Here is a 23,916-nt window from a genome sequence, read left to right on the forward strand (position 1 = left end):
CCTCGCCTTTCCTGAGTGTGTTCAGCTCTCCGCGTGTGGAATCGTCCGGCCGCCGCCCGACATGGAACAGGCCCGGCTCGCGTCGGGGGCGAGCCGGGCCCATTTGCGGAGAACTGCGGCCTACTACCGCCGTTCCCGGATGCGCCTGTTGGGGATCTCCAGATCTTCGGTCTCGATTCCGCCGACCTCACGGCCGTCCGGCAGGGTGACCGGCGTGGTCTTCACTCCCTTGATCTTGATTCCCTGGGCTTCGACGCTGGGTTTGCGTTGACGACCCATTTGCTCTCTCCCTTCTTGCGTTGGCGCTCGCCACGATTGATGCGCCGACGCGTACCGTCCGGAGCGCGGGGCCGTTCGCAAGTATGGGAGGCGATCCCTGCGGGCGGGCATGGGAAAGCCCGACGAAGGACTGGGCCGTTCGTCGGGCGGGATGGGTCGGTTTGTGACGGGGCGTGGCAGGCGGCGACGTCCCGTGGCGTAGGTTCCGTCAGGTCAGACGGTCTAGGTGCTCTCGTCGGCGGTGACGGGCTTGCCGCTGCGGGTGCGGCGACGGCGGCGGGTGCGGCGGGGCTCGGTGGCCACGGCCTGCACCACGTTGTCCGCGGCCTCGTCGGGTCGGTCGGACGCGGGCCGATCACTGGACGCGGGACGCTCACCGGACGGCGAGGCGTCGTCGTGCCCGCCCGCCGAGTCGACCGGCTGGCCGGCGCGGGTGCGGACGCGGTTGCGCTTGCGGCGCCGCGGGCGCGGACGCTCGCGGTCACGGTCACGGTCACGGTCACGGTCGCGGTCGCGCACCGCCGAACGGGTGCGGCCGGTCTCGCCGATGTCCTCCAGCTCCTCGGCGGCCAGCCCGGCGCGCTCGCCACGCTGCTCCTTGGGCAGCGTGCCGGTGACGCCCTTGGGGATGCCGAGGGCCTCGTAGAGGTGCTCGGAGGTGGAGTAGGTCTCCTCCGGCGCGGCGAACGGCAGGTCGAGCGTGCCGTTGATCAGCTTCCAGCGCTGCAGGTCGGCCCAGTCGACCAGGGTGACGGCCGTGCCGGTGCGGCCCGCGCGGCCGGTGCGGCCGATGCGGTGCACGTAGGTGTCGGCGCTGTCGGGGCACTCGTAGTTGACCACGTGGGTGACGTCGTCGACGTCGAGCCCGCGGGCCGCCACGTCCGTGGCCACCAGCACGTCGATCTTGCCGTTGCGGAACGCGCGCAGTGCCCGTTCCCGCTGGCCCTGGCCGAGGTCGCCGTGCACGGCGGCCGCGGCGAACCCGCGGTGCGACAGGTCGCTCGCGACGCGGTCGCAGGCCCGCTTGGTCTGGCAGAACACCATGGTGAGCCCGCGGCCCTCGGCCTGCAGCACGCGGGCCAGCACCTCGGGACGGTCCAGCTGGTGGGTCTGCCACACGTGCTGCACCACCTGCGGCGTGGCGTCCGGCTCGGAGTGCGCCTCGGCCCGCACGTTGGTGGGGCGGCGCAGGTAACGGCGCGACAGCGCGACGATCTCGCCGGGCATGGTGGCCGAGAACAGCATGGTCTGCCGCGCCTGCGGCAGCAGGTCGACGATGCGCTCGATGTCGGGCAGGAAGCCCAGATCGAGCATGCGGTCGGCCTCGTCCAGCACCAGCACGTCGATGCGGGACAGGTCCAGGTGCCGCTGCTTGACCAGGTCCAGCAGGCGTCCCGGGGTGCCGACGACGACGTCGACGCCCTCGCGCAGCGCCTCGATCTGCGGCTCGTAGGCCCGCCCGCCGTACACCGGCAGCACTCGCGTGCCCAGCTTGCCGCCGGCGACCAGCAGGTCGTCGGTGACCTGCATGGCCAGCTCGCGGGTGGGGGTCAGCACCAGCCCGCGCGGCCGGGTGCCGCCGTGCTCGATGCGCTGCAGGACCGCCACGCCGAACGCCAGCGTCTTGCCGGTGCCGGTGCGGGCCTGCCCGATGATGTCGTGCCCGCCCAGCGCGATCGGCAGGGCGAGCTCCTGGATGGGAAACGCGTCGACGATGCCCTCGGCTGCGAGGGCATCGGCTATCTCGGGGACGACCCCGAGTTCGTGGAACGTAGTCAGGGCTTCCAGCCTCCAAAGTGCGGGGTCGACGCTCGCTCGCGCGGCGCAGCTGCAGAAGCCACGATCCGCACCGGCCGGGCGGTGCCCCGCCGGTCGTGTCGCGTGGCCGCGCGCTCGCGCGGGAGGGACCAGCCGTCAGTCAAAATTTCCCCGGTGACCGCGACAGGGGTAGCGCAGTCACTCGCTGTGGCTGCGTGCGGTCACACTCCGCGACGCAGTGTACCGACCATGGTTTCTCTACACCAATAGCCGATCTGAAGTGGCAACACCGTGCACTCCCGCGAATATTCCCGGGTCGTCGGCATCGTCCAAGATCGGACGTGCCGCGGACCCGGAGTAAACCCCCGCGGACTGGCCAGGAACGGACAGTCCCGGGACGCGGGAGGAAAGGGCGAAGCCCCCGCCGGGCAGGTGCGGGGGCTTCGCCGGAACGCCGGAGGGCGGCCGTTCGCGGGGGTCGGCTGGTCCTCCGGCTCAGGTGGCTCCGGGGGGCGGCGGACCGTCAGTACGTGCGCCGCCCGGTGCGCCACCGGCCGCGGCCACCGCCGCCGGTGAAGGTTCCGCTGATCAGCGCCACCGCGATCGCGGCGATCACCACCGCGAAGATGAAGGCGATCACGGATCCGGCCCCGAGGGCGTTGGACACCATGCCGCCGAGGATCGCACCGGCGATCCCGACGAGGATCGTCAGCAGGATGCCCATCGGGTTGCGCCCGGGCACCAGCAGCCGGGCCAGGGCACCGATCACGGCACCGATGACGATGAACCAGAGAATCGTCAGCATTCTCGATCACCATTTCGTCGTCCTGGGCCGCTGCGGCGCGGCCCGCGGTCGGTGGTCGATGTGCCCGTCATGAGCGTTTCAAACAAAGCCCAGGTGACCGGGCCCAGGCGCGAGGAGGCCGGACCCCGGAAACGACGAGGCCCCTGTTCGCAAGCCGACGGCTTGCGAACAGGGGCCTCCATCTGTCGACGGCGCGCCCGGTGCGCTCAGGTGTACTGCGAGCCGAACCCGACGGCGCGGTTCTCCTCCTCGCTGATCTCCAGGTAGCCGACCCGGTCGGCCGGGACGACCACCCGCCCGCCCCGCTGGTCCGTCAGCACGAACACGCCGGCGTCGTCGGCCAGCGCGTCGGCCAGCGCCTGCTGCACCTCGTCGGCCGACTGCGCGGTCTCGACCACGAGTTCCTTGGGGACGGACTGGACACCGATGCGTACCTGCACGCGTTTCGCTCCCTCGAAGAGGTGTGTGGGGGTCAGCTGGTGCGGGGGAAGCCGGAGATGCCGCGCCAGGCCAGGCGGGCGATGATCTTCTCGGCGGTGTCCTTGGGGATGGCCCGGTGCTGCGACAGCCAGTACCGCGCGCTGACCTCGGCCATGCCGACCAGGCTCATGCCGAGCAGATGGGCCTCGTCCGGCGGCGCGTCGGTGTCCTCGGAGATCACCTGGGCGATCAACTCGGCGCACTGCTGGTTGGTGCGCTCCACCCGGGCCCGCACCGGCGCCACGTTGCGCAGGTCCGACTCGAACACCAGGCGGTACGCCTCGCCCTCGCCGGCCACGAAGTCGTAGAAGGCGGCGATGACCGCCTGCACGCGCTGCTTGTTGTCCGTGGTGGACTCCAGCGCGTCGCGCACCGTGCGCACCAGGGCCTCGGCGTGCTCGTCCAGCAGCGCCAGGTACAGCTCCAGCTTGCCGGGGAAGTGCTGGTAGAGCACGGGCTTGCTGACGCCGGCGCGCTCGGCGATCTCGTCCATCGCCGCGGCGTGGTAGCCCTGGGCGACGAACACCTCCTGGGCCGCGCCGAGCAGCTGTCTGCGGCGCGCCAGCCGCGGCAGCCGCGTGCCGCGGGGGCGGGCGTCCGGGGTCGCGGTCACCACACTCTCCGATCACCGATCGATGCGACGGCGGGGCGGTCGGCCCCTGGGTCGTCGCTGGACGTTGATCCCATCATCGTACGCGCCGGTAACCTCAGGGGTCACGGTCGACGCCAAGCACGATCGTACGCTCACGCTCAGCGGTATTCGTCCTCGTCGAACTCGACCTCCAGGCTCTGTTCGGTGGCGTCGGCCTCGTTGGCGTCCAGCGGCACCTGCGGCGGCCACTGCGGCCGCTCGTCGTCCTCGCGCAGCGCGGCGCGCTGCTCGGCGGCGTCGGCCTCCGGCTCCTCGTCGCGCAGAACCGGCTCGGGGCCGTTGGTCTCGGTCATGGCAGACTCCTTCCCATCGATCCCCATCCCGATCGACGTCCCCATCGACATCGACATCGGCGTCACAGCCGCCCCGCCAGCTCCCGCAGCGGCGCCTCCAGCGCCTCGCCGAACGTCGGAAAGGCGTGCACGACGTCGGTGAGCAGCCCCAGAGGCGTCTGCGCCCGGATGGCCAGGGCGATCTCGCTCATCCACTCCTCAGCGTAGAGCCCGACGGCGGCCGCGCCGATCAGCAGCCCGCGCGAACGGTCGGCGTACAGCTCGACCCGGCCGCGGTCGTCGGCCTCGACCGCCGCGCGGGTGGTGGCCGCGAGGTCGTACCCGGCGGTGAGCAGATCCATGCCGCGTTCCTCGGCCTGGGCGGGCGACAGGCCGACCGCGTAGACGGCCGGGGTCGTGTAGACGACGCGGGGCACCGCCCGGTAGTCGGCCTCGCGGCGCTTGCCGAGCACGTTGGACACCACCACGCGGGCCTGGTAGCGGGCGGCGTGGGCGGTGCGCGCCACGCCCGTCACGTCGCCCGCGGCCCACAGCCCGCCCGGCAGGTCCGGCGTGTCCGTCTCCTGGTCGCCGTCGCCGAGCGTGACCGCGCAGGTCTCGTCCACCGCGAGGGGCTGACCGGGCGTGACGGCGACGCCCAGGTTCTCCAGGCCGAGCCCCTCGACGCGGGGCCGCCGCCCGGACGCCAGCAGGATGCGGTCGGCCGCGAGCACGCCGCCGTCCGCCAGCCACAGCCGGGCCCCGGCGCCGCCGTCGCCGCGCGCGACGCGGACGACCTCGGACCCGAGCCGCAGGTCCACGCCGATCCGGCGCAGCGCGTCGGCCAGGATCTCGCCGGTGAACGCCGCCTCGGCGGTCAGCAGCCGCCCGGCCGGCTCGACCAGCGTGACCTGGGAGCCGAACGCCGCGTACACCTGCGCCATCTCGCAGCCGACGGGGCCGCCGCCGAGCACCACCAGGCGGCGCGGCAGGTCCGGCACGGTCAGCGCCTCGTCGCTGGTCCAGGTGGGGGCGTCGGCCAGGCCCGGCACGGCCGGGACGACCGGTTCGCTGCCGGTGCTGACCACCAGGTCGGTGTAGCCGTGCTCGGCGCCGTCCACCTCGATCGTTCCAGGACGCGTGACGCGGCCCCAGCCGCGCAGGACGGTCACGCCGTCCTCGGCCATGCGCGCCACGACGCGGTCGTCGTCGAGGTGGCCGGTGACCTCGTCGCGCCGGGCGATCGCCAGCTCCCAGGTCTCGCCCCGCCGGGCCGACAGCAGCAGCGACTTGGACGGCACGCAGGCGAAGTACGGGGACTCGCCCCCGACCAGGCGGTTCTCCACGAGCGCGACGTCGCGTCCGCTCTGGGCGAGTTCGGTGGCCACCAGCTCGCCCGCGGTGCCCCCGCCCAGCACCACGACGTCGTAGTGATGGTTGCGCTCCAACTGTCATCCCTCCACGCCGGTCACGATGTCCCCCATCGCATCCATGGTGGCGGAAGCCGGTATCCCTGCGTGCCGGTTCGAACACATAGGGCTCCGGGCAGGGGCTCCCGGCGTCCGGGCGGGGGCTCGCGGCGTTCAGGGCAGGGGCTGGCGGCGCTCCAGGAGGGGTTCGAGCAGGTCCCCGTGCTTGTCGACGCGTTCGAGGACCTCCTCGGGCGTGAACGCCAGGTCGTCGGGCTTGCGGGCGTCCTCCAGCTCGTCCCAGGTGACCGGGGCCGACACCGACGGCCGGTGCGCGGCGCGCAGCGAGTACGGGGCGACCGTGGTCTTGGCCGGGTTGTTCTGGCTCCAGTCGACGAACACCTTGCCCCCGCGCAGCCGCTTGTCCATCTTGCTCACCACCAGGTCGGGGTGGTCGGAGGCCAGGATCTGCGCGGCGCGCTTGGCGTACTCGGACGTGCGGTCGTCTTCCTTGATCGGCACGTAGAGGTGCAGCCCCTTCTTGCCGCTGGTCTTGGGGTAGGACTCCAGTTCGTCGGCGGCCAGCAGGTCGCGCAGCAGGCACGCCACCCGGCAGGCGTCGACGACCGTGGCGGGCGGGCCGGGGTCCAGGTCGAACACCATCAGGTCGGGGCTGTGCTGCCTGCCGCGCGGCCCGACCTTCCACTGCGGCACGTGCAGTTCCAGCGCGGCCAGGTTGGCGCACCACACCAGCGTGGGCAGGTCGTCGACCACCACGTAGTCGATGGTGTCGCGGCCGCGCGAGCTGCCCGGCGAGGAGATCGTGGCGGTGCGGATCCAGCCGGGCGTGTAGGACGGGGCGCTCTTCTCGAAGAACGACTCGCCGTCCACGCCGTCGGGGTACCGGATGCGGGTGAGGGGACGGTCCTTCAGATGCGGCAGCAGCACCGGCGCGACGCGCGCGTAGTAGTCGAGGACCTCGCCCTTGGTGAACTCGGGATACAGGTTCTTGTCCAGATTGGACAGCCGCAGGTCGCGGCCCTCCACGTGCACGCCGAGCTTCTTAGGGGTCACGGATCACCTCTAGTGGGTCCTTGTCGTCACGCAGCCCGCGCCAGGACGGGAAGCGCAGCCGCCCGTCACGCGTGCGCAGGCTGTAGGCCACCTCCCCGACCAGCCGCGGTTCAACCCACTGGGCGTCGCGGGCGTACTCGCGGGGAATCGCCTCGTCGAACGGGCTGGTGGGACGGCGCAGCGGCCACAGCGTCCCGTACAGCTCGTCCAGGGCCCGGTCGGTGAAACCGGTGCCGACGTGCCCGACGAAGCACAGTCGTCCCTTGCCGTCGTACTCGCCGAGCAGCAGCGACCCCAGGCCCCCCTCGCGCCGTCCCCGGCCCGGCTTCCACCCGCAGACGACGACATCGCGGGTCTGGAAGTGCTTGACCTTGCGCCAGAAGTCGACGCGGCGGCCCGGCCGGTAGGCGGAGTCGAGCCGTTTGGCCATCAGCCCTTCGAGCCGCTGCTCGCGGGTGAACTCCAGCAGCTCGGCGACCTGGGCGGCGTCGCCGCCGTGCAGGTAGGGCGGCGCCTCGACGGGGCCGGCGGTGGTCAGGTCCAGCTCGGCCAGCAGCGCGCGCCGCTCGGCGTAGGGCCGGTCGTACAGCACATGCCCGTCCAGGTACAGCAGGTCGAACACCACGTACCGGACCGGCACCTCGCGGATCAGCCGGGGGTCGGGACGGCTGACGTGCATGCGCCGCTGCAGCCGTTCGAAGCTGGGACGGCCGCGGTCGAACGCGACCACCTCGCCGTCCAGCACCACGTCGTGGTGCGGCAGCAGGTCGGCCAGCCCGGTCAGCTCGGGGTAGCGGCGGATGAGCTCGGTGGCGCGCCGTCCGGTGGCCCGCACGCCGTCGGCGGACACGTAGGCGATGACGCGGACGCCGTCCCACTTGATCTCCAGAGCCCACCGCCCGGTGTCCTCGGGCAGGTTCCCGGTCTCGGCCATCATCGGCCGGACCGGCCACGGCATCGTCATACCCGCGTCTTACCCGGGGCCGACCGGACGGAAAAGGATCAGTGCGCCGGGACGGCGGGTGTTCGGCACGCCGGAAGAAGCGGGGCGCCGGGCGCCGGACGGCACGTGCGGAGTGGAGGGGCCCTGGCGCAAACCGGGGGTCCTTGCGACGCTAGTGCGGAGATCTCGGGGTAAGGACTGGTCATGCGCAGTATCTGGAAGGGCGCCATCTCGTTCGGTCTGGTGACGATCCCGGTCAAGGTGTACTCGGCGACCGAGCAGCGGGACGTCTCCTTCCACCAGGTGCATCGCACCGACGGCGGACGCATCCGGTACCGCCGGGTGTGCACCGTCGACGGCGAGGAGGTCCCGTACGCCGACATCGCCAAGGGGTACGAGCTGCCCAGCGGAGAGATCGTCGTGCTGACCGACGAGGACTTCGCCGAGCTGCCACTGTCCACCAGCCGCCGCATCGACGTGCTGCAGTTCGTGGCGGAGGAGGAGGTGGACCCCATCTACTTCGCCAAGTCGTACTATCTGGAGCCGGACGCCCAGGGCACCAAGCCGTACGTGCTGCTGCGCGACGCGCTGGAGGAGTCGGGCCGGGTGGCGCTGGTGAAGGTGGCGCTGCGCCAGCGCGAGTCGCTGGCGACGCTGCGCGTGCGCGACGGGGTGTTCGTCCTGGAGACCATGCTGTGGCCGGACGAGATCCGCACCCCCGACTTCCCGTTCCTGGAGGAGGACATCGAGGTCCGCAAGCAGGAGCTGGCGATGGCGACGTCCCTCATCGAGACCATGGAGGGCGACTTCGACCCGACCGAGTACAAGGACGCCTACCGCGAGGCGCTGCAGGCGGTCATCGAGGCCAAGGTGGAGGGCCGTGAGGTGACGCGGCCGGAGGAGGCCGCCGAGGAGGAGCCCGCCGCCGACCTGCTCAGCGCGCTGCGCGCCAGCGTCGAGGCGGCCAAGAAGAGCCGCGGGGAGAAGAAGGCGCCCGAGCCGGGGAAGAAGGCGGCGTCGTCCGGCGGCCGGACGGCCAAGGCCGCGTCCGCCAAGAGCACGTCCGCCAAGAGCACGTCGGGCAAGAGCGCGCCGGGCAAGGGAACGGGCAAGAAGACGGCGGCCAAGCCGTCGTCGCGGAGCCGCAAGAGCGCCTAGCCGCGACGGGCCTGGCCGCCGCCGTCCGGGACGGGCCCGGTCAGATCAGAACGGGACGTTCGTGCAGACGAGCCGGTCGCCCGCGTCTCCGGTCCGGTGGTTGGTCGGCTTGGCGTGGATCACGATCGATCCGGCGTGGCCCTTGCCGACCCGCCACGGCACCCTGGCCATGGAGCGCGCCGTGCCGTCGCGCCGGACCTTGAAGTCCAGCCAGATCTCCTTGGCGCGCACCGGCGTGCCGCGCCCGGCCCTGGGGTGCTGGTAGTGCGGGCCCGCCGCGGCGGGCTTGCGGCCGCACTTGTTCTTGTGGACGTGGACGCCCAGCGTCCTGCCCACGGCCTTCCTCGGCAGCCCGGCCGCCTGGAGCCGCACGGTGGTCGAGCGCTTGCCGTACGACACCTGCGCCCAGGTCTTCGTCTTGGCGTAGCGGGGATCCTTGTAGACGTACGTCGGGCCCTGGGCCCGGATGTCTCGCACCTTCGCGTCGGCGAGGGCCGGGGCCGTCAGCAGGCCCAGCGCGACCCCCGCCGCGGTGAGCGTGACGGCCGTGCGCCGCACCAGTGTCATGGTCGTCTCCCTGTTCACCCTGTGTTGTCGTGACGTCACGCAGACGTCACACGCAGACCTGATCATGCCCCCGACGACAAGATCAATGCATGCATCCGAGGGGGTGGCGGATCGTGTCGTCCACCGAGCCGAGCTGGGAAAACGTCCTGTTTGTGGTGCGGCGTCCGGCGTATCCGGGCATGGCCCCGGGGCCGGTCAGGTGCCGGCGGGCTCCAGCGGGCGGACGGCGGGGGCCGGGCCGTCCTCCTCGCGTATGCCGTAGCGGCGGTAGACGCGGGCGAGCGGTCCGGGAGCCCACCAGTTGGCGCGGCCGAGCAGCCGCATGGCGGCCGGGACGAGCAGCCCCCGCACGATGGTGGCGTCGATGAGCACCGCGGTGACCATGCCCACGCCGGTCATCTTGATGAACGAGATGCCCGAGGTGGAGAACGCGCCCATGACCACGATGAACAGCAGCGCCGCGCCGGTGATCACCCCGGCGCTGCGCTGCAGGCCGGAGGCGACCGCGGCGGTGTTGTCGCCGGTGGCGTCGTAGCGTTCGCGGATCCGCGACAGCAGGAACACCTCGTAGTCCATGGTCAGCCCGAACAGCATGGCCAGCATGAGGATCGGCATCGCCGGGTCGAGCGCGCCGGTGGCGGTGAAGCCGAGCGGGCCGGACAGGTGCCCCTCCTGGAAGATCCACACGATGACGCCGAAGGTGGCCGACAGCGACAGCATGTTGGTGACCATCGCTTTGAGCGGTAGCACCACCGAGCCGAACGCCAGGAACAGCAGCACGAACGTGGCGCCGCCGACCGTCACCGCCAGCAGCGGCATGCGCGCGCCCAGGCCGGACAGTTGGTCGACCAGCGCGGCGGTCTGCCCGCCCACGTACACCCGCGTCCCCGGCGGGGCGGGCACGTCGCGCACCCGCTCGACCAGGTCGCGGGCCTGCGTGGACATCGGGTCGCCGGTGTAGCGCAACGAGATCTTCGCCGTGGTGCCGGCGGCGCCGGTGACGGCGGCCTGGGTCACGCCGGGAACCTGGCCGAGCCGCCGCGCGTACGCGGCCGGGTCGGTGCGTCCGGACACGACCACCTCGATGGGGGCGGTGGCGTTGCGCGGGAAGTCGCGTTCGAGCGTCTCGGTGACGACGCGCGCCTCCGTGCCCGCCGGCAGGGCCTTGCCGCCGACGCCGCCCCAGCTGATGCCGAGGAACGGGGCGCCCAGCGACAGCAGCACGACCATGGCCCCCACCAGGTACAGAACGGGACGCCGCATCACGCTCTGGGCGAGCCGGTACCAGCCGCCGCCCCCGCCGGCGGCCCGTGCCGGCGTCCGGCGGCGGCGCCGGATCGGCAGGGCGTTGACCCGGGGGCCGAGGACGGCCAGCAGCGCGGGCAGCACGGTCAGCGCGGCGACCATGCAGACCACGACGGTGGCGACGCCGCCGAAGCCCATCGAGCGCAGGAACATCTGCGGGAACAGCGTCAGCCCGGCCAGCGACACCGCGACGGTGACGCCCGAGACGGCGACGGTGCGTCCGGCGGTGGCCATCGTCCGCGCCAGCGCCTCCTCGGTGCCGCGGCCCGCGGCGAGTTCCTCGCGGAACCGGCCGACGACGAACAGCCCGTAGTCGATCGCCAGGCCGAGGCCGAGGAACGTGGTGATGTTGACCGCGAAGATCGACACGTCCGTGCCCAGGGTGAGCATCCGCAGGGCGGCGAACGAGCCCAGAATCGCGATCCCGCCGACGACCAGCGGCAGGCCTGCCGCCACCACCCCGCCGAAGATCACCGTCAGCAGGACCAGCAGCACCGGCATGGACAGCATCTCGGCGCGGGCGATGTCCTCGCTCACCCGGTCGTTGATGGCGACCTCGGTGGCGACCGCGCCGCCCAGCCGCGCGGTGCCCGCCGCGCCCGCCGGGTGGCGCAGCGCGTCCTCGACGTCGGCGAAGTTCTCGGCGCGCCGCTCGGAGTCGGCGCCCGCCAGCCGCAGCACGGCGTAGGTGGCGGTGCGGTCGCGGCTGACCAGGTCGGGCGAGCCGGTGGACCAGTGCGTGACGACGCCCGCGACCTTGTCCTTGGGAAGGACGGCCAGGGCGCCGGTCACCGCGTTCCGGAAGGCCGGATCTTCGATCGTGCGGCCTTGCGGCGCCCTGTACAGGACGACGACGTCGGCCTCGTCGCGGCCGAGGTCACGTTCGGCGATCTCCGCGGCGCGGGCGCTCTCGCTGCCGGGGGTCTCGAAGCCGCCCGCGCCGGTGAGGGCGCCGAACACGCCGGTGCCCCAGACCGCCGCGGCCACCAGGGCGAGGGCGCCCAGCACGAGCACGGGCCGCCGGCGCCGGTACGCCAGCCTGCCCCACCGTTCCAACATGGGATGCCTCCTCGCCGTGACTGAGCGTCACTTCAATGAACGGTGTTAACTAGTGAACGGCGTTAATCTTGCATACAGCGTTAACTATCGTCAAGGCTGTTCATGCGACATCATCGAAGGGACAGCGGACGGCGGGCGGAGGGAGACGAGGACAGTGGGTGAGACCCGGCGCGACCGGCTGCGCGCGGCGACCGTGGCGGAGATCTCGCAGAACGCGCGCCGCATCCTCGTCGAGCAGGGGCCGCACGCGCTGACGCTGCGCGCCATCGCCCGTGAGATGGGCATGACCGCGCCGGCGCTCTACCGCTACTTCGACAGCCGCGACGAGCTGGTCCGGCACGTCGTGGGCGACATGTTCCAGGACCTGACCGACGAGCTGCACAAGGCCATCCACTGCGCCGGCGACCTGGACGGCCAGTTCCTGGCCGCCTCCCGCGCGTTCCGCCGCTGGGCGCTGGACCACCGGCGCGAGTACGAGCTGCTGTTCGGCGCCCCCGTGCCCGGCGTGGCGCGCAGCCAGGACGCCGACTTCGCCGAGGAGTGCGCCCGGGCGTTCGGCTGGACGTTCGTCAACCTGTTCCTGGAGCTGTGGCGCAAGCGCCCGTTCCCCGTCCCGGCCGACGAGGAGGTCCGTCCCGACCTGCGCGAGCAGCTGCGCCGCTACAACGAGGAGGCGCTGGGCGGGGTGAGCCTGCCGGTCGGCGTCATCCAGCGGTTCCTGCAGTGCTGGGTCCGCCTGCAGGGCAGCGTCAGCCTGGAGGTCTTCGGCCACCTGGACTTCGCCCTGGACGACCCCGAGCCGATGTTCGAGCTGATGCTGGAGGAGCTGGCGCCCTCGCTCGGCCTGAAGTACAGCCCGCCGTCCCGTCAGTGACCGCGCGTAGCCTGCTGCGGGTGAAGTACATGTTGTTGATCTGCGGTGACGAGTCCGCGGCGGCGCACGCCGAGGAGGGCTGCGGCGGCTGGTCGGAGGAGATGCGGCGCCGCGGGGTGGTGCGCGGCGGCGCCGGGCTGCGACCGCCCGCCGAGGCCACCACGGTGCGGGTGCGCGACGAGCGGGTGCTGCTCACCGACGGCCCGTTCGCCGAGACCCGCGAGCAGGTCGGCGGCTTCTGCCTGATCGAGTGCGCCGACCTGGACGAGGCCGTGGAGATCGCCGCGAAGCATCCGGCCGCCGGGTACGGCTCGATCGAGATCCGTCCGCTCTGGCCGCAGTGAGCGCCGAGCCCGGCCCGGCCGCCGGCCCGGACCCGGCCGACCGGGGCGCCGCGGTCGTCCACGGCGCGGTCGACCGGGCGTTCCGGGACGAGTGGGGCCAGGTGGTGGCGACCCTCATCCGGCTCACCGGCGACTGGGACCTGGCCGAGGAGTGCGCCCAGGACGCCTTCGCCGCCGCCCTGCGGACCTGGCCGCGCGAGGGCGTGCCGCGCCGTCCGGGTGCCTGGCTGACCACGGCCGCGCGCAACCGCGCCGTCGACCGCCTGCGCCGCGAGGCCGTCGGCGCCGCCAAGCTGCGCCAGGTCGCCGCCGCGCCGCCGCCGGAGCCGGGACGCGACGACGGCGGCTTCCCTGACGACCGGTTGCGGCTCATGTTCACCTGCTGCCATCCCGCGCTGGCCCCGGAGGCGCGGGTGGCGCTGGCGCTGCGCACGCTGACGGGCCTGACCACCGCCGAGATCGCCCGGGCGTTCCTCGTCGCCGAGCAGACGATGGCCAAGCGCCTGGTGCGCGCCAAGCAGAAGATCCGGCACGCGGGCGTCCCGTACCGGGTCCCGCCCCCGCACCTGCTGCCCGAGCGGCTGCCCGCCGTGCTGGCCGTGCTGTACCTGCTGTTCACCGAGGGGTACGCGGCCACCGCCGGGGACGACCTGATCCGCCGGGACCTGTGCGCGGAGGCGATCCGCCTGGGCCGCCTGCTCGTCCGGCTGCTGCCCGGCGAGCCCGAGGCCGAGGGGCTGCTGGCGCTGATGCTGCTGCACGACGCCCGCCGTCCCGCCCGCCTGGACGACGCCGGGCGCCTGGTCACCCTGGAGGAGCAGGACCGCACCCGCTGGGACGCCGGCGAGATCGCCGAGGGCGTGCGCGTGCTGGACGCGGCGCTGCCGCGCGGCCGTCCCGGCCCCTACCAGGTGCAGGCCGCCATCGCCGCCTGCCACGCGACCGCCGCCACGCCCGCCGACACCGACTGGCGCCAGATCGCGGCCCTGTACGCGCGCCTGGCGCGCATGGCGCCGTCGCCGGTGGTGGAGCTCAACCGGGCCGTCGCCGTCGGCATGGCCGAGGGCCCGGCCGCCGGGCTCGCCGTGGCCGACGCGCTGGCCGCGTCCGGCCGCCTGGCCGGCTACCACCTGCTGCCCGCCACCCGCGCCGACCTGCTGCGCCGTCTCGGCCGGTCCGCCGAGGCCGCGGCCGCCTACCGCGAGGCGCTCGCCCTGGCGCCCACCGCCGCCGAACGGAACTTTCTCCAAAACCGTCTCCGCGAGGTGTCCTCCTGAGCCGTCCGCGCTCGTCGGTGGGGTGCCACCCATCGAAAGACGGAAGGAGAGCGACGGTGGACATCAGGGAACTGATCGCGGCCGAGCGCCGCGACCTGGCCGACGTCCTGGACGGGCTCGGCGACGGGCAGTGGGACGCGCCGAGCCTGTGCGCGGGCTGGCGGACGCGGGAGGTGGCGGCGCACATCACGATGCCGTTCCGGCCCGTGCCGGAGGACTTCGCGGCCGAGATGCAGCGGGCCGCCGGCGACGTAGAGCGGATCAACCGGGTGCTGGACGAGGCCGCCCGGCGGGACGCGGCCAAGGTGCCGGCCGCCGAGCTGGTCGCCGCGCTGCGCGACAACGCCGAGACCGATTGGGCGCCGCCGGGCGGCGACCTCGTGGCCGCCTTCAACCACGACGTGATCCACGGGCTGGACATCACCGTGGCGCTGGGGGTCGACCGGCGCGTTCCGCGGGACCGGATGCGCGTCATCCTGGACGGTCTCCAGCCGCACGCCGTCGCGTTCTTCGGCGTGGACCTGACCGGGATCGAGCTGCGCGCCGACGACCTGGACTGGTCGTACGGCGAGGGCGAGCCGCTGACCGGCGCGGCCCAGGACCTGCTGCTGGTGATCTGCGGCCGGCGGCTGCCCGCCGGGCACCTGCGCGGCAGGGACGCCGCCCGCTTCACCGCCTGAACCCACGAGGGCCCCGCCTGAACGCGCGAGGGCCCCGCCTGAACGCGCGAGGGCCCCGCCTGAACGCGCGAGGGCCCCGCCTGAACGCGTGCGGGCCCCGGACCGGCCGGTCCGGGGCCCTCACGTCCCGGCCGGAACCGGGCTCAGGAGTTCAGGGGGCAGGGGTCAGGCGTCAGTACGACGGCAGGCTCGGGTCGATCTGGTTGACCCAGGCCACGATGCCGCCGCCGACGTGCACCGCGTCGGCGAACCCGGCGTTCTTGACCACGGCCAGCGCCTCGGCGCTGCGCACGCCCGACTTGCAGTGCAGGACGATCTTCTTGTCCTGCGGCAGCCTCTCCAGGGCGTTGCCGTTGAGGAACTCGCCCTTGGGGATCAGCGTCGCGCCGGGGATCGAGGCGATCTCGAACTCGTTGGGCTCGCGCACGTCCACCAGGAAGATGTCGTCCCCGCGGTCCTGCATGGCCTTCAGCTCGTGCACCGAGATGGTGGAGTCCTTGGCGGCCTCGGCGGCCTCGTCGGACACCGCGCCGCAGAACGCCTCGTAGTCCTCCAGCAGCTCGGTCTGGGTCGGGTTCTTGCCGCACAGCGTGCATTCGGGGTCCTTGCGGACCTTGACCGACCGGTAGGTCATCTCCAGCGCGTCGTAGATCATCAGCCGGCCGACCAGCGGCTCGCCGATGCCCGCGATCAGCTTGATGGCCTCGTTGACCTGGATGGAGCCGATCGAGGCGCACAGCACGCCGAGCACCCCGCCCTCGGCGCAGGACGGCACCATGCCGGGCGGCGGCGGCTCGGGGTACAGGCAGCGGTAGCAGGGGCCGTGCTCGGCCCAGAACACCGCGGCCTGGCCGTCGAACCGGTAGATCGACCCCCACACGTACGGCTTGCCGAGCAGCACCGCCGCGTCGTTGACCATGTAGCGGGTGGCGAAGTTGTCCGTCCCGTCGAGGATCAGGTCGTACTGGGCGAAGATGTCCATGATGTTGTCGCGGTCCAGCGCGGTGTTGTGGACCACGACATCGATCAGCGGGTTGATCTCGCGCACGGTGGCGGCGGCCGACTCGGCCTTGGGCTGCCCGAGGCTGGACTGCCGGTGGATCACCTGCCGCTGCAGGTTGGACTCATCGACGACGTCGAAGTCGATGATGCCCAGGGTGCCCACGCCGGCGGCGGCCAGGTACATCAGGGCCGGAGAACCGAGCCCGCCCGCGCCCACGCACAGGACCTTGGCGTTCTTCAGACGCTTCTGCCCGGCCATCCCGACGTCGGGGATGATCAGGTGTCGCGAGTAACGGTTGACCTCGTCGCGGGTGAGCTCCGCTGCGGGCTCGACCAGAGGTGGCAACGACACGGTGGGTGCTCCTGTGCTGACGCTCGGCTGTACCAGGGGCGGACGTCCCGTCGCGGAACCCTGCCGTGGACCGGCCGCGAACCTCGCCGGGAACGTCCTCCCACCGCACAACCTTGCCATGTCCGTCCGAATTCCCGCACCGCGCCGCACGTCACAGCCGCCGCCCGCATGAACGGCCGCGGATCGGGGACACCGCCGTCACAAAGGAGGCGATCATGCGACTCTTGGGACGTTCGGGGCGCACGCGACAGGCGGGACGGAAGGCGGCGCGACGCCGCGCGCCCAGTTTCCGGGAAATGCGCGCGCGGCTGCGCACCGAGAAGGCCGAGGCCAGGCTGCTGGAGACGCAGGCCCGCATCCATCAGGAGGCTGCGCGCATTCGCGTGGACCTGCGTTCGCGGGGTTAGCCGCCTCTGGCTCGCGCCCGGCCGCGACACTGCCGCGCCGGTGGCGCGCATAGATCGCCATAACGCGGGCAAACGTGGCACGTACGACCCCGTACCGAAGGAGGAACCGTGGGTTTCCTCGACAAGCTCAAGAACAAGACACAGCGGGCCAAGGGCCGCGCCAAGGAAGAGGCCGGCCACCAGACCCGTGATCCCTACCTTGAGTCCGAGGGCACGAAGGACCGCGTCGCCGGTGGCGCCAAGCAGGCCGGCGAGCAGGTCAAGGACGCCGCCAAGGAAGTCCGTCGCACTATGGAGCGCTGACCACAGCGACAACTTCGTCAACACCGGCCCCGGCCGCCCTCTGTGAGGGTTGACCCGGCCAGGTAAAAAATACGATCCGTTCTCCGCGCGGCGAGTGACCGCGCGGTGGGGGAGGAAGCCGCGCCCGAAAGCCTTGCGCGGTGGGGAGAAAGGGCCTCTCGTCCGAGGGGCCCTTTTCCCTGCTCACGTGTTGCGTGCGGTAGTGGTCCCCGTCAAGACAGGGCAGAACATGGCAAAGCACAGTTAATCTGTCCGTTTGTGGCGTTCCTGCCTCCAGTCAACCGGCCGCCCGCCCAGCCCGACCCGCCGGCGGCCCCGTACAGTGATCCTCCCCGGCGGCCGACCGTGCTGGGCCTGCACGGCCGCCAGTGGATGATCGTCGCCGTGGTCGTGGGCTGCTGCTACCTGGCGATGACCTTCGCCGCGCTCGCCGGCGCCTGGGCCACGCTGAACCGCGAGCCGACCACCGCCGAGATGCAGCGGGCGGCCGGCGCCGAGGTCGCCCGCCGGTGGCAGGCATGGCCCGCGCAGCGGATCTTCCCCGAGCGGCTGCCCTACAACCCGGGCGGCGGACGCAGCGAGTACGCCTCCCTGCAGGGCATCTCCTCGGCGACCGCCTGCGACACGGCGGTGGACCAGGAGATCGCCGCGGTGCTGCGCCGCCACGGCTGCCGCGCCGTGCTGCGCGCCACCTACGCCGACCAGCTCCAGGGCGTGGTGGTGACGGTCGGCGTGGTCGCCTTCGCCGACCCCTTCAAGGCCGACCGGGCCCTGCGCGAGCTGCCCGCCACGCCGCTGCCGGACCGTTCCCACGGCGTCCGGCCCGCGCTGCGCGCCGCCGCCTTCCCCGGCACGGCCGCCGCTCGCTTCACCGACTCCGCCCGCCAGGACCGCAGCAGCGACCGGGGCGGCCCCTACGTCGTGCTCACCACCTCCGGCCAGTCCGACGGACGGCCCGCCGCCGCGATCACCAAGAAGCGCCCCGGCGCGCCGTTCGCCCTGGCCCCCCAACTCGGCCGCCACATCGCCAAGGCGCTGTCCACCCAGGCGCTGCCCGACTGCTCGTCCCGCGAGTGGCGGTGCTGAGGCGACTCACCGGAGTGCTGTGCTGATGACGCTTGTTCGGCGAACCGCCGCGATCCTCCTTGCCCTGACCCTGGGGGCCGGCCCGGCCCTCGTGCCCGCCGCCGCGCACGCCGACGGCGTCCGCGACCGGCAGCGGCCGATGATCCAGACACTGGAGCTGGAGGACGCCTGGAAGGTGACGCGCGGCCGCGGCGTGACGGTCGCCGTCGTCGACTCCGGTGTGGACCCGCGCCAGCAGGACCTCGCCGGGGCGGTCACCACCGGCCCCAACATGCTGGCCGAGGTGGACCGCGACTCCCGGCCCGCCCGCATGCACGGCACCGGCATGGCGTCGCTGATCGCCGGGCGCGGGCACGGCCCGGGCGGACGGGACGGCGTGATCGGCGTCGCGCCGGAGGCCCGCATCCTGGGGATCCGCGCGATCGGCGAGGAGGAGGACCCCAGCTACGCCCGCTACACCGAGTCGGACGAGGCCGAGGACGCGGTGGCGCGCGGCATCCGCTACGCCGCCGACCACGGCGCCGACGTGATCAACCTGTCGCTCGGCAAGGACGACGAGAACCCGAAGGAACGGGAGGCCATCGCCTACGCCATCGGCAAGGGCGTGGTGGTGGTGTCGGCCGTCGGCAACGACGGGGAGTCCAAGAAGCGCCTGGACCGCGACGGGTTCGCCCCCTACTCCTACCCGGCCGCCTACCCCGGCGTCATCGCGGTCGCCGCGACCGACCCCGACCACGGGCGCGCCGCGTACTCCAACCGCAACTACTCGGTGCTGCTGTCCGCGCCGGGCACCGCGATCCCGGTCGCGGCGCCGGGCGGCGACTACTACGTCACCGACGGCACCAGCGACTCCAGCGCGCTGGTGTCGGGCATCGCGGCGCTGATCCGCAGCCGCCATCCCAAGCTGCCCCCGGCGCTGGTCACGCAGGCGCTGCTGAACAGCGCCCGGCACGGGCCGTCCGCCACCTACGACCCCAACGTGGGGTTCGGCGAGGTCAGCGCGGCCCGCGCCGTCCGCGCGGCGGACGCGCTCGTGGCGCCGCGCCAGACGGTGGGCCAGCCGCCGTGGCAGCGGTTCGGGGCGGACGACCCCGGCCCGGTCGCGGTGATCGACCGGCCCGCCTGGGTCCGCCCGCTCATCCTGTTCGTCACGGTCCTGGGCATCGCCGGAGCGGTGATGGCGGTCGTGGTCGCGGTCACCCTGGCCCGCCGCCACCCCCGGGACCGGCCGTCGCCCGAACCGCAGGCGGCGCCCTTCGAAGCCTAGGCAGGGCACACTTCTGGGTGCATCCGCCCCTGGACACGACGGAGTCACCCTTGGCCTCTGAGAAGCCGCCCGACACGCTGGACGACTACGCCGACGCGGTGCTGGACGTGGTGGAGCGCATCCCGCCCGGCCGCGTCCTGGCGTACGGGGACGTCGCCGAGATGCTCGGCGCGGGCGGGCCGCGGCAGGTCGGCCGTGTCATGGCCCGGTACGGCGGCGGTGTGCCCTGGTGGCGGGTACTGCGCGCCGACGGCAGCCCCCCGCCCGGCCACGAGGTGCGGGCACTGGAGGAGTACCGCGTCGAGGGCACGCCCCTGCGCCCGGACGGTCGCCGCGTCGACATGCGCCGCGCCCGCTGGGACGGCCGCCCCTGAGCCCCGGCCGCGCGACCCCGCCGCGCGTGGCGGGCTGACGGAGCTGTAGCACGGCCGTAACAGTTGAGGCGTTTTCCTCGAACATCCGGTTCGTAGCATGTGCGGTGTGAGGGTCGCCGAGCTGCTCGAGGATCCGGAACTGCGGCTGCGCCCGCTCGCCTGCCGCGACCGGCTGGATCGTCCCGTGCGGCAGGTGTTCGTCACCGACCTGCCCGACCCCAGCCGCTACCTGGACGGCGGCGAGCTGGTCCTGACCGGGCTGATGTGGCGGCGCGGCCCCTACGACTCGGCGCCCTTCGTCGCCGCGCTGGTCGCCAAGCAGGTCGCCGCCCTGGGCGCGGGCGAGGCCGTGCTGCCCGTGCCGGACGACCTGGTGGCCGCCTGCGACCGCTACGGCCTGCCGCTGGTCGCGGTGCCGCGCGAGACGCCGCTGTCGCGCCTCATGGCGATCGTGGTGCGCCGCCTGGACGCCGAGGCCGGCGCCCTCGGCGACGTCCCGGCCACGCACGCGGCGCTGCTGGAGCGGCTGCCCGCCGACGCCCGCCGCGAGTTCCGCCGCCGCGTCCTCGGCGAGCTGATCAGCTACGACCGCCGCCACCGCGGCGAGCTGCTCGCCACGCTCACCGAGTTCCTGGCCTGCTCGGGCTCCTGGACGGTCTGCGCGCGCCGCCTCAACCTGCACGTCAACACGTTGCGCTACCGCATCGGCCGCATCGAGGAACTCACGGGCCGTGACCTGTCGTCACTGGACGACCGGGTCGACCTGCTCCTGGCCCTGCGCGCCGAGTAGCCGGCGGGCGGCCGACCTCCGCGTTCCGCCTTCTTTCTCACCCGCTTTCCCACCCGGCGCGTTGGCGTCATGCGGCGATTCTGGTCAGACCTGCCCCGATGATCTGCTGGAATCGTCTGTTGTGCCGTCAGCGTCCTACCGCCTCGTACGGCGCGCCGGTCCCGCGCGCGCCGTCCCACCCGTGCTCGACGAGCGGCAGCGGCAGGTCGTCGAGCACACGGGCGGGCCGCTGCTGGTGCTGGCCGGGCCGGGCACCGGCAAGACGACCACCATCGTCGAGGCCGTCGTCGACCGTATCGAGAACCGCGGCGTCGACCCCGAGCGGGTGCTGGTGCTCACGTTCAGCCGCAAGGCCGCCGGGGAGCTGCGCGAACGCATCACCGGACGGCTGCACCGCACCACGCGCACGCCGCTGGCGCTGACCTTCCACAGCTACGCCTACGCGCTGCTGCGCCGCGACGCCGTCCTGAACGAGGAGCCCCCGCCGCGCCTGCTGTCGGGGCCCGAGCAGCTGCTGGAGGTGCGCAGGCTGCTGCAGGGCGAGTTGCTGGACGGCGCGCGGGATTGGCCGGAACGGCTGCGTCCGGCCCTGGCCACCCGCGGGTTCGCCGAGGAGCTGCGCGACTTCTGCCTGCGCGCCGCCGAACGCGGCTACGGCCCCGAGGAACTCGTCGCGCTGGGCCGCACGCGGGGCCGGGAGGACTGGACGGCGATCGGCCGGTTCATGGAGCGCTACGCCGACCGGTTCGCCGTCGACCCCGTCCCCACCTACGACTACGCCGACCTGATCCAGGTGGCGGCGACGCTGCTGTCGGACGAGGACGTGCGCCTGCGCGAGCGCGACTCCTACGACGTGGTGTTCGTCGACGAGTACCAGGACACCGACCCCGCCCAGGAGTACCTGCTCCAGCAGCTGGCGGGGGACGGCCGCGACCTGGTCGTCGTCGGCGACCCCGACCAGTCGATCTACGGGTTCCGGGGCGCGGACGTCCGCAACATCCTGCAGTTCCCCACCCGGTTCCCCACGATCACCGGCGACCCGGCCCCCGTCGTGGCGCTGCGCGACTGCCGCCGCATGGGCCCGGAGGTGCTGACCGCGTCCCGCCGCATCGCGCGCCGGCTGCCCGCCGGTCCGCTGGCCGCCGAGCACCGCGACCTGCGCCCGGTGCGCGACGCCGACGGCGACGACGGCCCGGCCGACGAGGTCCGCGTGGTGATCGCCGACAGCGAGAGCCAGGAGTCCGCGCTGGTCGCCGACGAGCTGCGCCGCGCCCATCTGCTGGACGGCGTGCCGTGGTCGCGGATGGCGGTGCTGGTGCGCAGCGCCACCCGCCAGGTGCCGGTGCTGCGGCGCGCGCTCGCGCAGTCCGGGGTTCCGGTCGTCGTCGCGGGCGACGAGGTGCCGCTGATCGCCGAACCCGCCGTCCGGCCGATCCTGATGCTGCTGCGCGCCGCCCTCAAACGCGGGTTCCTGGACGAGCTCGTCGTGGAGGAGCTCCTCACCGGCCCTCTGGGACGCGCCGACGCCCTGGCCATGCGCCGCCTCAAGCGCGCGCTGCGCGACCTGGAGGATCTGTCGGGCGGGCAGCGTCCGCTGAGCGAGCTGCTGGTCGCCGCCGTGAACGACCCGCACGAGCTGATCCCCGTCCACGAGAAGGTGCGCGCCCCCGCCGAACGCGTCGCGCACCTGATCGAGGTGGCCCGCGAAAGCGCCCGCAAGGGCGGCACGGCCGAGGACGTGCTGTGGGCGGTGTGGCGGGAGAGCGGCCTGGCCGACGAGCTGCTGGAGCAGAGCGTCAGGGGCGGCTCCCGGGGCGCGTCCGCCGACCGCGACCTGGACGCCGTCGTCGCGCTGTTCGACCACGCCGCCCGGTTCGTCGACCGCATGCCGCAGGCCGGTCCCGAACTGTTCGTCGACTCGATCGCCTCCCAGGAGATCGCCGGGGACACCCTCGCCGAGCAGGCCCCGCACGGCGAGGCGGTGCGGGTGCTGACCGCGCACCGCTCCAAGGGCCTGGAGTGGGACGTGGTCGTCGTCGCCGGGGTGCAGGAGGGCGTGTGGCCGGACGTGCGGCTGCGCGGCTCCCTGCTGGGCGTCGAGGAACTGGTCGAGCACGCGGCGGGCGGCGACGTGCCGGGCGAGGAGGCCGCCGGCGCGTCCATGGCCGCCAAGATGCTGGACGAGGAGCGCCGCCTGTTCTACGTCGCCGTCACCCGGGCGCGGCGGCGGCTGGTCGTCACGGCGGTCGGCGGTGACGACACCGAGGAACGCCCGTCCCGGTTCCTCAACGAGCTGCTGCCGGGCGCCGCCGAGCAGGCCCAGCTCGACGAGAAGACCCGCTGGCTGTCGCTGCCCGCGCTGGTCGCCGACCTGCGCTCGGTCGTGGCCGACCCGTCCCGTCCCGAACCGCTGCGCCGCGCCGCCGCCGCGCACCTGGCCCGTCTGGCCCGCGCCGGGGTGCGCGGCGCCCGCCCCGACCACTGGTACGCGATCACCGCGCTGTCCGACCCCGGACCCGCGTTCGGCGACGACGAGCAGATCACCGTGTCGCCGTCGCAGGTGGAGACGTTCACCACCTGCGGCCTGCGCTGGCTGCTGGCCTCGGCGGTGGGCGCCCAGGAGGGCGGTCCCGGCGAGTTCAGCACCATGGGCAAGGTCATCCACGCGGTCGCCGAGATGGCCGGCGCCGACGACGGGATCACCGAGGTCGACGTGGCCAAGCGCCTCGACGAGATCTGGAACGAACTGGACTTCCGCAGCGCCTGGTACTCCGACAAGCAGCGCGAGCAGGCCGCCACCATGGTCGACCGGTTCCTGACCTGGCACCGCGACAACCCCAACGAGATCGTCGCGCTGGAGGAGTCGTTCAAGGTCGACCTCGGCCGCGTGGTGATCAAGGGCCGCATCGACCGGGCGGAACGCGACGCCGAGGGCCGCGCCGTGATCATCGACATCAAGACCTCCACCACCGCCGTCCCCAAGGACGAGCTGGCGCGCCACCCGCAGCTGGGCGTCTACCAGTACGCGGTGATGCTCGGCGCGTTCGAACGGCACGGCCTGATCGAGCCGGGCGGCGCCAAGCTCGTCCAGGTCGGCAAGGCCGCCTTCACCGCCCGCGCGCGCGAGCAGGAGCAGCCGCCGCCCACCGAGGACCCCGAGCCCGACTGGCCGAAGAAGCTCGTCGACCTGGTCGCCGCCGGGATGGCCAGCGACGTGTTCCAGGCCCGCGCCAACGACAAGTGTCGGACCTGCCCGGTACGGTCCTGCTGCCCGGTGCACGAGGAGGGCGGGCAGGTAGGCCCATGAAGATCGGTATCGCGGCCGGCGCCGGAGTCGGCGTCGGCGCCGGGGGTGGACCCGGGCGCACCGGTCGGCGGGGAGCGCGGGCAGGCGGGCCC

Annotated in this window: 24 protein-coding genes; 12 read left to right on the forward strand and 12 right to left on the reverse strand. The window is 73.1% G+C overall.

Annotated features, from left to right (window positions below; all coding sequences use genetic code 11):
• Positions 1-123 precede the first annotated feature (123 nt).
• The 9 genes from ABD811_RS28735 to ligD (ABD811_RS28775) all read right to left on the reverse strand — a co-directional run bounded on the left by ABD811_RS28735 (position 124) and on the right by ligD (ABD811_RS28775) (position 7,693).
• Positions 124-279 carry a hypothetical protein gene (locus ABD811_RS28735; protein WP_344954007.1) on the reverse strand — a complete coding sequence of 52 codons (156 nt, stop codon included), beginning with the start codon at positions 277-279 and terminating at the stop codon, positions 124-126.
• A gap of 222 nt (positions 280-501) precedes the next feature.
• Positions 502-2,058 (reverse strand): DEAD/DEAH box helicase, encoded by a 1,557-nt coding sequence (locus tag ABD811_RS28740; RefSeq protein ID WP_425549472.1) that lies wholly within the window; start codon positions 2,056-2,058, stop codon positions 502-504.
• 502 nt (positions 2,059-2,560) lie between these two features.
• Positions 2,561-2,842, reverse strand: a complete 282-nt coding sequence (locus tag ABD811_RS28745) for a GlsB/YeaQ/YmgE family stress response membrane protein (protein WP_344954009.1) — start codon at positions 2,840-2,842, stop codon at positions 2,561-2,563.
• Between the two features lie 206 nt (positions 2,843-3,048).
• Positions 3,049-3,282: a DUF3107 domain-containing protein gene (locus tag ABD811_RS28750; protein WP_344954011.1), complete on the reverse strand. Its 234-nt coding sequence runs from the start codon at positions 3,280-3,282 to the stop codon at positions 3,049-3,051.
• A 32-nt stretch (positions 3,283-3,314) separates the two neighbouring features.
• Positions 3,315-3,935, reverse strand: a complete 621-nt coding sequence (locus tag ABD811_RS28755) for a TetR/AcrR family transcriptional regulator (RefSeq protein WP_344954013.1) — start codon at positions 3,933-3,935, stop codon at positions 3,315-3,317.
• Positions 3,936-4,072: 137 nt separating this feature from the next.
• Complete coding sequence (locus tag ABD811_RS28760; RefSeq protein WP_344954015.1) at positions 4,073-4,267, reverse strand: hypothetical protein; 195 nt, start codon at positions 4,265-4,267, stop codon at positions 4,073-4,075.
• A gap of 62 nt (positions 4,268-4,329) precedes the next feature.
• Positions 4,330-5,694: a dihydrolipoyl dehydrogenase family protein gene (locus ABD811_RS28765; RefSeq protein WP_344954017.1), complete on the reverse strand. Its 1,365-nt coding sequence runs from the start codon at positions 5,692-5,694 to the stop codon at positions 4,330-4,332.
• A gap of 135 nt (positions 5,695-5,829) precedes the next feature.
• A complete protein-coding gene (gene ligD, locus ABD811_RS28770) occupies positions 5,830-6,729 on the reverse strand; it encodes a non-homologous end-joining DNA ligase (protein ID WP_344954019.1) in 900 nt (299 codons plus the stop codon).
• Positions 6,719-7,693, reverse strand: a complete 975-nt coding sequence (gene ligD / locus ABD811_RS28775; RefSeq protein WP_344954021.1) for a non-homologous end-joining DNA ligase — start codon at positions 7,691-7,693, stop codon at positions 6,719-6,721. Before ligD (ABD811_RS28775) ends, ligD (ABD811_RS28770) begins: the two co-directional genes overlap by 11 nt.
• Positions 7,694-7,876: 183 nt before the next feature.
• Between ligD (ABD811_RS28775) and ku the strand changes: the two genes are divergently transcribed.
• A complete protein-coding gene (ku, locus tag ABD811_RS28780; RefSeq protein ID WP_344954023.1) occupies positions 7,877-8,830 on the forward strand; it encodes a non-homologous end joining protein Ku in 954 nt (317 codons plus the stop codon).
• Positions 8,831-8,875: 45 nt separating this feature from the next.
• Here ku and ABD811_RS28785 read toward each other — a convergent pair whose 3' ends face one another.
• Positions 8,876-9,397: a superoxide dismutase family protein gene (locus ABD811_RS28785; RefSeq protein WP_344954025.1), complete on the reverse strand. Its 522-nt coding sequence runs from the start codon at positions 9,395-9,397 to the stop codon at positions 8,876-8,878.
• A gap of 195 nt (positions 9,398-9,592) precedes the next feature.
• Positions 9,593-11,761: an MMPL family transporter gene (locus ABD811_RS28790; RefSeq protein WP_344954027.1), complete on the reverse strand. Its 2,169-nt coding sequence runs from the start codon at positions 11,759-11,761 to the stop codon at positions 9,593-9,595.
• A gap of 154 nt (positions 11,762-11,915) precedes the next feature.
• Here ABD811_RS28790 and ABD811_RS28795 point away from each other — a divergent pair, with 154 nt between their 5' ends.
• From ABD811_RS28795 to ABD811_RS28810, 4 genes are read left to right on the forward strand one after another with little or no spacing between them, the layout of a single operon-like run.
• Positions 11,916-12,635, forward strand: coding sequence for a TetR/AcrR family transcriptional regulator (locus ABD811_RS28795; RefSeq protein WP_344954029.1), 720 nt, complete (start codon positions 11,916-11,918; stop codon positions 12,633-12,635).
• Positions 12,632-12,979, forward strand: coding sequence for a YciI family protein (locus ABD811_RS28800; protein ID WP_344954031.1), 348 nt, complete (start codon positions 12,632-12,634; stop codon positions 12,977-12,979). Before ABD811_RS28795 ends, ABD811_RS28800 begins: the two co-directional genes overlap by 4 nt.
• The gene (locus ABD811_RS28805; RefSeq protein WP_344954033.1) at positions 12,976-14,256 is read left to right on the forward strand and encodes an RNA polymerase sigma factor; all 1,281 of its coding nucleotides are present in this window, start codon (positions 12,976-12,978) and stop codon (positions 14,254-14,256) included. Before ABD811_RS28800 ends, ABD811_RS28805 begins: the two co-directional genes overlap by 4 nt.
• A 56-nt stretch (positions 14,257-14,312) precedes the next feature.
• Positions 14,313-14,936: a maleylpyruvate isomerase family mycothiol-dependent enzyme gene (locus ABD811_RS28810; protein ID WP_344954035.1), complete on the forward strand. Its 624-nt coding sequence runs from the start codon at positions 14,313-14,315 to the stop codon at positions 14,934-14,936.
• A 172-nt stretch (positions 14,937-15,108) separates the two neighbouring features.
• On the opposite strand, the gene moeZ is transcribed toward ABD811_RS28810, so the two are convergent.
• A complete protein-coding gene (gene moeZ, locus ABD811_RS28815) occupies positions 15,109-16,290 on the reverse strand; it encodes an adenylyltransferase/sulfurtransferase MoeZ (protein WP_344954037.1) in 1,182 nt (393 codons plus the stop codon).
• A 215-nt stretch (positions 16,291-16,505) separates the two neighbouring features.
• Between moeZ and ABD811_RS28820 the strand changes: the two genes are divergently transcribed.
• The 7 genes from ABD811_RS28820 (at position 16,506) to ABD811_RS28850 (ending at position 23,824) form a co-directional block, all read left to right on the forward strand.
• The gene (locus ABD811_RS28820) at positions 16,506-16,697 is read left to right on the forward strand and encodes a hypothetical protein (protein ID WP_344954039.1); all 192 of its coding nucleotides are present in this window, start codon (positions 16,506-16,508) and stop codon (positions 16,695-16,697) included.
• Between the two features lie 108 nt (positions 16,698-16,805).
• Positions 16,806-17,000, forward strand: a complete 195-nt coding sequence (locus ABD811_RS28825) for a CsbD family protein (RefSeq protein ID WP_344954041.1) — start codon at positions 16,806-16,808, stop codon at positions 16,998-17,000.
• Positions 17,001-17,258: 258 nt separating this feature from the next.
• Positions 17,259-18,086 carry a hypothetical protein gene (locus tag ABD811_RS28830; protein WP_344954043.1) on the forward strand — a complete coding sequence of 276 codons (828 nt, stop codon included), beginning with the start codon at positions 17,259-17,261 and terminating at the stop codon, positions 18,084-18,086.
• A gap of 25 nt (positions 18,087-18,111) precedes the next feature.
• A complete protein-coding gene (locus ABD811_RS28835; RefSeq protein WP_344954045.1) occupies positions 18,112-19,353 on the forward strand; it encodes a S8 family serine peptidase in 1,242 nt (413 codons plus the stop codon).
• 50 nt (positions 19,354-19,403) lie between these two features.
• Positions 19,404-19,727, forward strand: coding sequence for an MGMT family protein (locus ABD811_RS28840; RefSeq protein ID WP_344954047.1), 324 nt, complete (start codon positions 19,404-19,406; stop codon positions 19,725-19,727).
• A 97-nt stretch (positions 19,728-19,824) separates the two neighbouring features.
• Positions 19,825-20,517, forward strand: coding sequence for a PucR family transcriptional regulator (locus ABD811_RS28845; protein WP_425549471.1), 693 nt, complete (start codon positions 19,825-19,827; stop codon positions 20,515-20,517).
• Between the two features lie 121 nt (positions 20,518-20,638).
• The gene (locus ABD811_RS28850) at positions 20,639-23,824 is read left to right on the forward strand and encodes an ATP-dependent helicase (RefSeq protein WP_344954051.1); all 3,186 of its coding nucleotides are present in this window, start codon (positions 20,639-20,641) and stop codon (positions 23,822-23,824) included.
• Positions 23,825-23,916 lie beyond the last annotated feature (92 nt).

The sequence above is a fragment of the Actinomadura miaoliensis genome, assembly GCF_039536785.1.
GTDB classification, from domain to species: Bacteria; Actinomycetota; Actinomycetes; order Streptosporangiales; family Streptosporangiaceae; genus Spirillospora; species Spirillospora miaoliensis.